Here is an 11,906-nt window from a genome sequence, read left to right on the forward strand (position 1 = left end):
CGGCTACTTGCTCGGCCCGGTGATCCCCTGGACCAGCTGCGGCAGATACCAGATCTGCTGGGGCGTCGCGGTCTCGCCGTCCTTCAAGAAATCGGTGCCGTCCTGGAACTTGAGCGGCCCCTTCCAGAGGTCGAGCCCGTTGGCGAGCGTCAGGACGAACGCGCCGAGCTGCGCCTTGCGCTCGCCCAGCGCGTTGCCCGGCAGGAAGCCGACGACCGAGGCGTCGCCGTTGAGATCGCGGAAGTCCGGCCCTTCCCAGACGAACTCGCTCGCGTACTTGCCCGCCCGCGCCTTCTCGATGGCGTCGCGGTAGAGCGGCGCCCAGTTGTAGTAGGCGACGCCGAGGCAGATGTCCGGCGCCAGGTCGCAGCCGGCCTTGTGGTCGTAATGGACGTACTTGACCTTCTTGCCGGCGCCGCTCGCCTTCTTGGCCTGCAGCGCGGCCTCGGGCGTGTCGAGCCCGGTCAGGAGCACGTCGAAGCCGCTGCTGTAGAAGTCGTCGGCCACCTTGGTGGGGTCGAGGGTGACGCCCGGGATGTTGAACCAGAAGCCGATCCACGCGACCTTGAAGGTGAGCTCCTCCGGCTTCTTCTTCTGGTACTTCTCCCAGCAGTAGCGCGCGCCGAGGTACGCCGCGGTGACGAGCCGGCGGGTCTCGTCGTTCACGAGCGGGCCGAGATACCCGATCTTGCCGGTCTCGGTGCCGAGCGCGGCGGCGCACCCGGAGATGTGCTTGGCCGTCTCGATGCGGCCCATGATGTTGCCCAGGTTGGGCTGGGGCTTGTGGTTCTTGCCGTCCTTCCACGCGTAATCGCCGGAGACGTGGAGGACGGTGACCTGCGGGTGCTTGCGCGCGGTCTCGAGGGCGTCGTCCTTGTAATCGTCGGAGTTGTAGACGACGAGCTTGGCGCCGCGGGAGATGAGGTCGTCCGCGACCTGGGAGCCCTTCACGTTGGGGCGATCGGCCGGGTTCACCTTGTCGACGTACTCGAAGCTGACGTCCGGCATCTTGCCGAGGACCGCCCGGATGCCGTCGTAATGGGCCTGGTTCCACCCCTTGTCGTTGTAGGGGCCGACCAGGATCATGCCCACCTTGTATTGAGCGGTCGGCGCGGCGGCCGACGCGCTCGCCGCGGCGGCGGTCGGCGCGGCGGCGGTCTTCTCCGCGGGCGGGCTCGTGCTCGTCGACGAGCTCTGGCACGCGCCGGCGAGCAGCGACAGCGCGATGGCGACGGCAGAGCGGGGGGCCGCGAATGCCGCGGGCGACTTCGGCGTGCGGGGGATCACCCGATCCATCGTGGGCGGGATTGCCGCAGGGTGTCAAGGACCTGCGGCGGTGTCGGCGGGTCGCGCCACCGGAGCGTGCGGCGCGCGGGGCGGAGGGGCCGTCGCTGGCGGCGGATCACCGGGGGATCTCGATCACGTCCTCGCAGGTGAAGTCGACCCCGAGGGCCGCCTTCGGGTCCGCCTGGATCGTGGCGCAGGTGCTGTCGCAGAGCACGATCTGCGTCGGGTTCTCGGGGCTGTTGTAGCGCCAGGCGTTCTCGGCCGCGCACTCCTGATCGTACGCGAGCGCGGTCGGGTCGCCGTCGCCGCTCGTGTACGTGACGCGGACCTTCTGCGCGTCGAAGGTCCTCCCGTCGGGCGCGCGCGGTATCTCGACCGTGCAGGAGACCGCCGCGCCGCGGATCGCGTCGATGGCGGCCTTGAAGGCGGCCGAGGTCGCCGCGGGGTTGCCGGTGTCGATCAGGTAGGCGTGGTCGGTGCCGCCCGCCACGGCGACGTCGTCCATGTCCTCGACGGTCTCCGGCGCGCCCTGGATGGGCGGGTTGGCGACCCCGATGACGTACGTGGGGATGTTGTTCGAGAGCGCGCTCGAGGCCTCGTCCGCCACGAGCGAGATCTGGTTGTAGCGCGAGCCGCAACCTTGCGGATATCCGTCTGTCACCAGGACAATCGCGTATTTCCCGGGCGTGGTCTCCCGCTGCGCCTCGACGTACGAGATCGTCCCTTGCATCACGAACAGCGTGGGCGTGCCGCCGCGCCAGTCGCTCTCGGTCTCGGGCGTGATGGCGTCGATCGCCTCGGCGAAGGCGGGCGAGGGCAGCGGCGTCATCGGCACCTCCGGCGTCGTGTAGGTGTCCGCGTCGCACTTCGTGTCGGTGTCGCCCTCGCTCGGGAAGAACCGGAGCGAGGCGTTGAGCCCCTCGGACAGGGGGTCGGAGAAGAACTGCTTCGTCGCCGCGACGACGGGATCCCACTTGAGCGACTTGTCGTGCCAGGGGTCGTCGCCCATGCCCATGCTGCCGGACACGTCGAACGCGAAGGCCAGGTAGACGGGCTCGAGATCGGCCTTGGCCGTCTCGGTGGCGCACGCGCCGCCTTCACCGCCCGTGCCGCCGCCGCCCGGGCCGCCGGGGCCCGGGCCACCCGGGCCGATATCGGGCCCCAAGCCCGTGCCGCCTTCGCCCATGCCGCCGCTGGAGCCCGTGGTCGCGCTGCCAGTTCCGGGGCCGGACTGCGAGCTCCCGCCGCTGTCCCCGGCGCCGTTGCTCCCACATGCGACACCGATCGCACCCACTGTCAGCAACACAATGGTCTTCGTGGGCAATTTCATGAGCTGGATCCTCCATGAGCGCGGTCCGGGCGCAGGGTAATGCGCGGAGCCGTCGATGGTGCGTGACACATTCAAGGCAAACGCGGCCGCGAAGCTCGCTTCGAGATCCCGCGGTCCATACAGCATAGCTGACGGAGCTACCTGCCGGCCGACGTCTGACCGCGAAATGATGCTTCACGGCATTGAGGTGCGGCCATGGGACCACCGCGGCACCGCATTCCTTGGATGGTGGTCGCGTGTCTCACGCGCGCAGCTGCGCGGCGCCGGGGTGCGGGGGTGAGGGCCCGGAGCGCCGCGTTCTCGCGTGCGGCCGCGCGGCGCTGCCGGGTCAATGCACCTGGAGCGCGAGCTTGCCGAGGTGGTGACGGCCGAGGGCGAGGTGGGCTTCGGCGGCCTGGGCCAGGGGGAATCGGCGGGCGATCTCGACGTGGAAGGGGCCGGACGCGACAAGGCGGTTCAGCCGTTCGATGAGGTCGGCGTCCGGCTCGCCGTTGTAGCTGGCGAGCTGGACGGCCGGGCGGGCCTCCGGCGCGGGCTGGACGCCGTTCGGGTAGGCGGCGCGCCCGCCGTCGCGCAAGGCGAGCAGCGCTCGCTGAGCGGCCTCGCCGCCGGCGACGAGCAGGGCGGCATCGAGCCCGTCGGGCGCGAACGCGCGGGCGGCGGCCAGCACATCGCCCTTGCGCCCGTCGACGGCGGCGTCGGCGCCCAGCCGCTCGACCAGCGCCACGCCGTCGTCGCCCGAGGCGACCGCGAGCACCCGGGCGCCCATCCGTTTGGCGAGCTGTACGGCCGTGTGCCCGACGCCGCCGCTGGCGCCGAAGATCACCACCGATTCGCCCTGCTTCAGCCGCAGCGTGTCGTCCAGGCCGCGCAGCGCGGTGGTGGCGACGCCGCCCATCACGGCCGCCTGCTCGAGCGTGAGCGCGCCAGGGATCGAGGAGACGAGATCGGCGCGCACGGCGGCGTACTCTGCATAGAACCCGCCCTTGGGGTTGAGGAAGCCGAGCGCGTAGACGCGGTCGCCCGGGCGGAAGCGGCGGACGTGCTCGCCCACCGCGACGACGGTGCCCGCGCCCTCGGAGCCGAGCACGTACGGAAACCGGGGCGGCTGCCCGAGCATCTCGGCGTAACCGCCTTCGCGCTCGAAGGGGTCCCATTCGCCGACGCCGGCGACCTCGACGCGAATGAGGACCTCGGCCGGGCCGAGGGTAGGGACAGGGACCGTTCGAAGGGCGAGCGTGTCGGGACCGCCGAAATGGTCGATCGCGATCGCCCGCATCGTGCTGGGTGTCGATTGTTCCATGGGTGACCTCCTGGAAGGTGATTCATGGGAAGAGGACCGCAAGGGCGCAAGGGACGCAGGGGGAGGAGAAGAATTTAACTCCACCTCTGTCCCCTTGTGCTCCTTGCGCCTTTGCGGTCTCTCCTATTGCTGCATGCCGTGCTCTCAGGACACCGCCGCCTCGGCGGCGGCCGGGGGCGCCTCGACGGCGGCGCGCGCGGGGCGGAGCGGGTGCGTCTCGACGCGCCAGATGCCCTCGTCGGTCAGCCGGACCGCCGCGAACCGGGCGACGCCGTCGAGGTGGCCGTCCGTCTCGTGCCCCAGCGTCGACGAGGGGTGCGCGTAGACGCTGACGCGACCGCCGCTCTTCGAGCGGTAATGGCCGAAGAACGCGAGGTGCTTGTGCCCGTGCAGCACGAGCGCGCTGTTCTTCTTCGGGTTCTTCTGCTGGTACGCCGCGAGGATCTCGAGCAGGCGCGGGCCATCCATCGCGATCATGAACGTGTCGTTGAGCGAGATCGGCCCCGCGAGGCGCGCCACGTGGTGGTGCAGGAGCACGATGACCGGGCCGGAGCCCCGCCGGAGCGCGCGGGCCAGGCGCCGGAGCTGACCGCCGCCGATCTGCCCGATCGCGTTCGACCCCACGAACCGCGAGCGGTAACGGTTCGAGTTGAGCCCGAAGATCCGGATTCCCCCCTCGAGATCGAGCCGCCGGGGATACAGGCCCGCGATCGCGCGCAGCCGGCGCCGCGCCCGCTTGCGGGCGGGGATGTGCAGGCGGGGCTGGAAGGGGCCGCGCTCCACCCGGGTGAGCACCTCGATGAAGCGCTGCTCGCGCTCGGCCCGCTTCTTGAGGTACGGGTCCGGCGACGTGCCGACGTTGATGGCGATATCGTGGTTGCCAGGCACCATGAGCACCTGCGACGACGCCGGGATGCCGGAGAGCGCCGCCTCGAGCTCGGCCCACTGCGCCTCTTCCCCGAGATCGGTCATGTCGCCCGTCAGCGCGACGAGCGGCGGCTTCATGGCCGCGATCTCCGCGACGAGCCGCCGGAGACGGCCGGTCAGCTCGGCGGTGTCGGGGCGCGCGACCCCCTCGGGCCACGCGGCCGAGCCCTCCTCGATCTCGTACGGCTCGCGGCCGCCCGCGGTGATGTGCAGATCGGAGAGCTGGCAGAGCACGAGCCGCCCGCCGGGGATCGCGTCCCCAGGGTCGGGGAACAGCGTCGCCGCGCCGCCATACCGCAGGATCACCCGGGTCGCCTCGCCCAGGGCGAACGCGAGCCAGGCATACAGCGAGAGCCCGAGCGCGAGCAGCGCGAGCGCGATGCAGCCGGCGAGGACGAACGCCGCGCCGCCGCCGAAAGAGAGCCTGCCGCCCGCAGGGAACCACGCGAGATGGGGACCGAGGGACGAGAGGATCGATCCGTCCAGCCACGCGGTGAGCCAGCTCGGGACCCCGATCTCGAGGAGATGCGCGATGAACCCGCCGGCGAGGCAGACCGCGGCGAGGACGAGGAACAGCAGGATCAGGCGATCGCGGACGACGTCGATGACGTCGACGACCTCGCCGAGCCTGCCCCGGAACGACGAGCGGAAATAGCGGCTCCCGTAGGAGACCTTCTTCCACGTCTCCGGCCGCCACACGCGGCCGCGGCTCGCGATGCGCGAGACGACCACGGCGGGGGCGACGATCAGCGCGGACAGGACGAGCACCGGCAGGAGCGCCAGGTAGAGAATTCGTAGGGCCGCCCTTCGCACGATGCCTCATTTGACGTGCCCCGGGCAGGACCGTCAAGCAGCCGCTCGGGTGGGGAGGCGGCGGCGCGCGCCCTGAAAGTTGCCGAAATTGATGGATGTCCGTAGCAGTAAGCGCGAGCCGTCCCACCGATGTCCTGCCCCGAGACGCCGCACGACCCGGCCTCCGCGCCGCGACCGTCCGCGCCGAGCGATCCGCCGCCGGCGCTCTCGACAGGCCCGCGCGCCGCGCCTGCGCCGAGCGCGCCGGGGCGCCGGCGCGGATCGATCGCGGCGCTCGCCGCCGCGGGCGCGCTCGGCGCGGGCGCGCTCGGCGCGGCCGCCGCCGTGGGGGCCGCGGCGCACGCGAACGCGCCCGCGGCGCGGGCCGCGGCGCCGCTCATCGCGGGCGCGCTGCAGGAGCGCGCGCTCGCCGCGTCGGCCGCGCCGCCGGAGCGCGCGGCGCCCGGCGGGGACGAGGAGGACGAGGAGGACGTCGAGCCGGACACGCTGGAGGAGCAGCGCCTCCGGCTCTTCGCGCGGATGCGGGGCGAGCTCGCGCTCTCCGACGAGGCGATGCGGGAGGTCGAGGCGATCTTCGCGGCGTCGCCGGTGCTCGGGCAGGGCAACCCCGCGCTCTCGCGTCACCCGATGTCGCGATCCGAGTGCCGCCGCGCCCGGGAGCTCGCGGGCGTCGCGCCGGCGCGCGAGCCGGCCTGCGGCGCGCCGGGGATGGTGCCGCTCTTCGATCCCACGCGCGGGCAGACCGCGGAGAGCGCGCCGGTCTGCATCGATCAGCTCGAGTTCCCGAACATCCCCTGCGAGTATCCGGTCGTGCACGTCCGGGCGCGCGAAGCGGCGCTCCTCTGCAGGGCGATCGGGAAACGGATCTGCGATGCGCACGAGTGGGAAGGGGCGTGCGCCGGCGCCCTGAGGGAGCCCGACGTCGAGTACGAGTGGGAGAGGCCCCGGGACGAGGCGAGCTGGCACCACAACCTCCTTCGCGAGAAGGTGTGGAGCTACGGTCCCGAGAAGAACCACGCGCTCTGCGGGACGGGGAGCGCCCGCACGCCGGGCTGCCCGGGCGGCGGGTGGGACCGCTGCGGCTCCAACACGTATCCGGCCGGCGCCTTCCCCGCGTGCCGGAGCCGCCTCGGGGTCTTCGATCTGCACGGCAACGTCGCCGAGCACATGAGCCTGCCCATCCTGCCCGACGAGCTCGCGCGGCGCGGCGACCGGGGCTTCACCGAGATGAAGGGCAGCTGGTTCGCGTTCTCGTCGATGGAGGTCCACGCCGACGACTGCCGGTGGCGCGCGCCCGACTGGCACGGAACGCGGCTCATGAGCAAGGGCAGCCACGCGAACTACCACCTGGGTTTCCGCTGCTGCAAGGACATCGCGCCGAGAGCGGCCCCGAGCGGATCGACCGCCGCGGCGCCGGGGACGGCCGAGGGCGAGGGAGCGGAGGTGGCTGGAGTGAAGAAGCGACGAGGCGGAGGGGCGGCGATCAGGCCTTGAACGCGTCGTAACGGCCGGCGCGCGGCGCGACGCGCGCCTCGAGGGCGGCCCGCTCGGCGGGCGGCATGGGGAAGGGCAGGGACCTCGCGCCGAGGTTCTCGCGCACCTCGGCGATCGAGGAGCAGCCGATGATCACCGTGTCGGCGTGGCTCGCCGCATAGCGGATGAGCTCGCTCGGGCTCGCGGCGCGATCCTGGAGCAGGCGGCCAGCGGCCATGATCTTCATGCCGATGACGCCGACGCCGCGCCGCCGCGCCTCCTCGACCACCGTCGTCAGGAACGGGAGCCGCGCCGGATCGGCGGGGTTGATCGCGCAAAGCACGGTGTCGACCGGATAGCGCCGCATCGCCTCGACGAGGATCTGCGGGTCGTGGTGCCCGGTGATCCCCACGTGGCGCACGCGGCCGTCCGCCCTGGCCTGCTCCACGGCCTCGATCGCGCCCCCCTTGCCGAAGATGGCGTCGAGCTCGTCCAGCTCGCGCAGATCGTGCAACTGCCACAGATCGAGGTGGTCAGTCCCGAGGCGGCGCAGGCTGTCGTCGAGCAGCCTGAGCGCGCCGTCGCGATCGCGCGCGTGCGTCTTGGAGGCGAGGAAGACCTGCTCGCGCGCCCTCGGCCCGGCGGCGCGGAAGGCCTCACCATAGTAGTCCTGGCTCTGCTGATATGCAGGCGCGGTGTCGCAGTACCTGACCCCGAGGCGCAGCGCCTCCAGGATCACCGGCACCGCCTCGCGATGCCGGCCGGTGGTCCGGAGGATCCCCTCTCCGCCGAGCGACACCGCCTCCACCTGCACGCCGGTCCGCCCGAGCGTGCGGGGCGGCGCCGCCGCGGCGCCTCGCGAGGCCGCAGGCGCCGCGGACGGCGCGCCTCCGGCGGCGATGGCCGCGGCGGTCGTGGCGGCCGCGGGCAACGACCCGCGGCGACTCGCGTCGGCCCCTTCCGTCTCGCTCGGCTCGTTGCTCATGCGTCCTCCGGAGAAACGTTCTACCAACCCGCTGTCCGCACGTAAACGGCCGTCCGGATCCCCGCAACGCAGGTTCGCTCACATGAGCCCACCTGCACGCATCTGGTGGTCTGTCGACGCAGGGTTGCTCTGGCGCGGCGGACTCGAGCGCGCACGGCGGAGCTGCGGAGTTCGAGCGCCCACCGTGGAGCCGCGGTGACGGAGGCGGATGGTTACGGCCCGAGTCGATCGATTCGCGCCCTGTCTTCGTTGGTCACAAACGGCGCATCCTGAGCAGGTGAGGCGCAGGGGCCGGGGACTCCGCTGCGGCGCGGGCTGTTTCTGGCCGGGTCAGACGATCGGCCCGCGGGGCGGCGCGCGCCGGCCGCCCGCGCGCCGCCGGAGCTGCGCCGCGCCTCTCGTTCACGACGGCCGCGGCGCGGGCGGGAGCGCACGTGATCTGCTCGAACGCGCGCGATAGCGCGGTTTGCGCGCCGCGCGAGCGACGACCGCTGAAGCGGGGAGTTCGTCATCTCCAGCGGACGCGCGCGGCGCGCGCGCGATAGGCCCGCCGCGCGGTGGCCGTCCCGCCGGTCTTCGCGATGAGAACCCGGGAAACCAGCGCCGGCGCTGATCCAGAGAATGCCTTTTCGCGGGCGCGGCGCGGCCGGCGGCGCGAGCTCCGAGCGGCAGTGTCTGCACACGAAAGGTGAGGCACACAGCCTGCTCTTCGATGAGCCCAAGATGGCGCGGGCCTTCCGGCCATCACGGGATATTGAGGAGGACAACAACATGCTTTCGATTCATGGTAAGGTGCTGGGACTCGCGGTGGTGATGGCGGCGCTGGGCACGGGGTGCGCCGTCGACTCGGCGAGCGACGTGGAGCTCGACGAGGCCGGCCTCGACGAGGTCGAGCAGGTCGATTCGACCGCCGAGGCCCTCGAGGGGGATGACGCGACGAGGGGCGGGTTCCAACAGGCGCCGAGCAAGGCGCCGCTCAAGGGGGGGCTGCAGGGTCCTGTGGATCTCGGCCAGGCGCCGGTCGGCCTGCAGGGGCCGGCTCCCGGTCTCCAGGCGCCGATCGATCAGGTCGGCCAGGCGCCGATTGGCCAGGTCGGCCAGGCGCCGATTGGTCAAGGGCCTGTCGGCGTGCCGGGCCTCGGCGCGCCGGGCCTGCCGGGCCTCGGCCTGCCGGGCGTCGGCGTGCCGGGCGTCGGCCTGCCGGGCCTCGGCCTCGGCATGCCGGGCTTCGGCGCCGTGGGCTCGCGCTTCGGCGGCTTCGGCTTCGGCGGCTTCGGCTGCTGCCCGTCGATTTTTAACAACAATACCAACGTCAACATCAACACGATCTTTGACGACTTCCGCTTCCGCGACGACTTCCGCTTCTGCCGGCCCTTCCACGACGACTTCCGCGACGACGACTTCCGCTTCTGCCGGCCCTTCCACGACGACTTCCGCTTCCACGACGACTTCCGCTTCTGCCCGCCCTTCCACCGCTTCTGCCCGCCGTTCCACCACTTCTGCCGGCCGCACCACTGCGGTGGGGGGGGCGGGGGCGATTTCGGCTGGTAGCCGGCGCTCGGACCGCGGCAGAAGCTAGCGCCACGCCCGCTCGCGCGGCGCTAGCAGCGCTCTCGACCTCGCCCTCGAGGGCCGATCGGCATCGGCCCTCGGTGGCTGGCTCTCTCGCAGACATCCCGCGCGGCCGCCTGGGGCCTACCCCCAGGCGGCCAGCGACGCCGGGGACGTGACGGCGGCGGAGGCGGGTGGCGGCCGGCTCGACCGGACGCGGCGTGGCCAGGTGAGGCCGCGCCTCGCGCCGGGTGACAGGTGCGCGCCCCCTCACGAGCGCGGCGTGTCCCGCGAGACTGTACGCGCATGCGCATCGACGACGGGTTGGGCCGCGAGCGCGCGCGCGCTCGCGGACATTGCCCCCCCGTGCGCGATCCCTTAGAGTGGCCGGAACGCTGTGATCGGCACGATCATCGACGGCAAATACCAGATACGCAAGCTGCTCGGGGAGGGCGCCATGGGCTCGGTCTACGAGGCCGAGCACACGGGGACCGGCCGCCGCTGCGCCGTGAAGGTGATCAGCTCGGCCGATCTCACGCGCGATCCGAAGGTGGTCAGCCGCTTCCAGCGCGAGGCGCGCGCGGCGGGCGCGATCGACACGCAGCACATCACCCAGGTGCTCGACGCCGGCGTCGACCGCGACTCGAAACTGCCCTTCCTCGCCATGGAGTACCTCGCCGGCGAGGACGTCCACCAGCTCATCAAGCGCGTCGGGCCGCTCGCGCCCGACCTCGCGCTGCGCATCGTGGCGCAGTCGTGCCTCGGGCTCCAGAAGGCGCACGAGGCGAGCGTCGTCCACCGCGACATCAAGCCGCACAACCTGTTCCTCTCGTGGCGCGACGCCGGCGAGATCCTCGTCAAGCTGCTCGATTTCGGCATCGCCAAGGTCAAGATGGACCGGGCGAACGAGACCGAGGGCGCCGACCTCACGCGCACCGGGAACCTCATCGGCTCGCCGCTCTACATGTCGCCCGAGCAGGCGCGCGGGCAGAAGGAGATCGATCACCGCACCGACATCTGGTCGCTCGGCGCCGTGCTCTACCAGGCGCTCACCGGGCGAACGCCGTACCATCACATCACCGCGCTCGGCGAGCTCATCATCGCGATCTGCTCGGATCCCCCGCCGCCGGTGCAGGACTTCGCGCCGTGGGTGCCGCCGGAGGTGGCGGCGATCGTGCACCGCTGCCTGCTGCAGGCGCCCGGGCAGCGCTACCAGAGCGCGCAGGAGATGTTCGGCGCCATCCGGCCGCTGCTCCCCTACGGCTGGGGCATCCACGAGAGCATGCTCGTGCCGCTGCCGGACGCGGTGCGCAGGCAGTCCGCGCCGCGGCTCTCGATGAACGTCAACGCCCCGCCCGCGAACCAGAGCGGCGCGTACGCCGCCGCGTCGCCCGCCAACCAGAGCGGAGGGTACGCGGCGCTCGCGGCCTCGCCCGCGAACCAGAGCGGCGCGTACGCCGCCGCGTCGCCCGCCAACCAGAGCGGAGGGTACCCCGCGGTCCCGCACGAGCACCGCGGAGGAGGGTACCCGTCGTTCGCGCCGCCCCCGAACCCGAGCGGGCCGCACGGCGCGATCGCGCCGGCCGCCAACCACGCCGGCGCCGCGACCACCGGGGCGCTCACGCAGTCGCATCGCGGCACGCAGCCCGGCGCGTCGCGGGTGCCCGTCGTGGCCGGCGCCGCGCTGCTCGCCGCGGGCATCGCGGCCGGCGTGTACTTCGTCGGCGACCGGTCGCCAGAGCCCGCCGCGCCGCCGGCGGCGTCGGCGACCCCGGAGGTGCTCCCGACGGCGGCGGCCACCCCGACGCCGACCCCGGCGCCGACGCCCCCGCCCGCCGCGACGGGGACGTCGGAGGCCGTCGCGGCCGAGCCGCAGCCCAGGCGCGTTCAGGTGGTCATCCTGCCGCCCGACGCCTCGGTCGAGGTCGAAGGCGAGCGCGCGACCACCAGGAACGGGATCCTCGAGATCACCGGGCCGCTCGGGAGCGAGCACAGGGTGCGCGTGTTCAAGGGGGCGAACGAGGCGGTGACCGACGTGATCGTGACGACCAGCGGCGCGCGGCCGCTCAAGATCGAGCTCGCGCCGACCCCGGCGAAGGGCGCCCCGGCGCCTCCGGCGAAGAGCGCCTCCGCCGCGCCGCCGACGGCGCCGGCGCCGGCGCCGTCGACCTACAAGGGGATCATCAACGACACCGAAGAGTTCGGAAAGTAAGCGCAGAAGAACAAGGCTGAGTACG

8 protein-coding genes are annotated in these 11,906 nt (G+C 72.5%); 3 read left to right on the forward strand and 5 right to left on the reverse strand.

Translation table 11 applies throughout. The features are described 5' to 3' along the window. Positions 1-3: 3 nt before the first annotated feature. The 4 genes from WME83_RS21580 to WME83_RS21595 all read right to left on the reverse strand — a co-directional run bounded on the left by WME83_RS21580 (position 4) and on the right by WME83_RS21595 (position 5,660). Positions 4-1,287, reverse strand: a complete 1,284-nt coding sequence (locus WME83_RS21580) for a BMP family lipoprotein (RefSeq protein ID WP_437321177.1) — start codon at positions 1,285-1,287, stop codon at positions 4-6. A 115-nt stretch (positions 1,288-1,402) separates the two neighbouring features. Then, on the reverse strand, positions 1,403-2,617 hold the full coding sequence (locus tag WME83_RS21585; RefSeq protein ID WP_437321178.1) for a vWA domain-containing protein: 1,215 nt from the start codon (positions 2,615-2,617) through the stop codon (positions 1,403-1,405). Between the two features lie 328 nt (positions 2,618-2,945). After that, positions 2,946-3,920: a quinone oxidoreductase family protein gene (locus tag WME83_RS21590; RefSeq protein ID WP_437321179.1), complete on the reverse strand. Its 975-nt coding sequence runs from the start codon at positions 3,918-3,920 to the stop codon at positions 2,946-2,948. Between the two features lie 144 nt (positions 3,921-4,064). Then, positions 4,065-5,660 carry a metallophosphoesterase family protein gene (locus WME83_RS21595; RefSeq protein ID WP_437321180.1) on the reverse strand — a complete coding sequence of 532 codons (1,596 nt, stop codon included), beginning with the start codon at positions 5,658-5,660 and terminating at the stop codon, positions 4,065-4,067. A gap of 129 nt (positions 5,661-5,789) precedes the next feature. Here WME83_RS21595 and WME83_RS21600 point away from each other — a divergent pair, with 129 nt between their 5' ends. Then, positions 5,790-7,154, forward strand: a complete 1,365-nt coding sequence (locus WME83_RS21600; protein ID WP_437321181.1) for an SUMF1/EgtB/PvdO family nonheme iron enzyme — start codon at positions 5,790-5,792, stop codon at positions 7,152-7,154. Here the strand turns inward: WME83_RS21600 and WME83_RS21605 are convergent. Next, entirely contained in the window at positions 7,144-8,118 is a 975-nt protein-coding gene (locus tag WME83_RS21605; RefSeq protein WP_437321182.1) for an aldo/keto reductase, read from the reverse strand. The two genes, WME83_RS21600 and WME83_RS21605, sit on opposite strands and share 11 nt — an antisense overlap. 621 nt (positions 8,119-8,739) lie before the next feature. On the opposite strand from WME83_RS21605, the gene WME83_RS21610 reads away from it, so the two are divergent. After that, complete coding sequence (locus tag WME83_RS21610) at positions 8,740-9,669, forward strand: hypothetical protein (protein WP_437321183.1); 930 nt, start codon at positions 8,740-8,742, stop codon at positions 9,667-9,669. 397 nt (positions 9,670-10,066) lie between these two features. Then, positions 10,067-11,881 (forward strand): serine/threonine protein kinase, encoded by a 1,815-nt coding sequence (locus WME83_RS21615; protein ID WP_437321184.1) that lies wholly within the window; start codon positions 10,067-10,069, stop codon positions 11,879-11,881. Positions 11,882-11,906: the final 25 nt, after the last annotated feature.

Origin of the sequence: Sorangium sp. So ce385 (genome assembly GCF_051474135.1) — a bacterium.
Taxonomy (GTDB): Bacteria; Myxococcota_A; Polyangia; order Polyangiales; family Polyangiaceae; genus Sorangium; species Sorangium cellulosum_D.

What these genes read in the sequence shown, in the direction of transcription:
- WME83_RS21585 (WP_437321178.1), bottom strand. Translation starts at nt 2,617, where the DNA reads ATGAAATTGCCCACGAAGACCATTGTGTTGCTGACAGTGGGTGCGATC.
- WME83_RS21610 (WP_437321183.1), top strand. Translation starts at nt 8,740, where the DNA reads ATGCCTTTTCGCGGGCGCGGCGCGGCCGGCGGCGCGAGCTCCGAGCGG.
- WME83_RS21605 (WP_437321182.1), bottom strand. Translation starts at nt 8,118, where the DNA reads ATGAGCAACGAGCCGAGCGAGACGGAAGGGGCCGACGCGAGTCGCCGC.
- WME83_RS21590 (WP_437321179.1), bottom strand. Translation starts at nt 3,920, where the DNA reads ATGGAACAATCGACACCCAGCACGATGCGGGCGATCGCGATCGACCAT.
- WME83_RS21600 (WP_437321181.1), top strand. Translation starts at nt 5,790, where the DNA reads ATGTCCTGCCCCGAGACGCCGCACGACCCGGCCTCCGCGCCGCGACCG.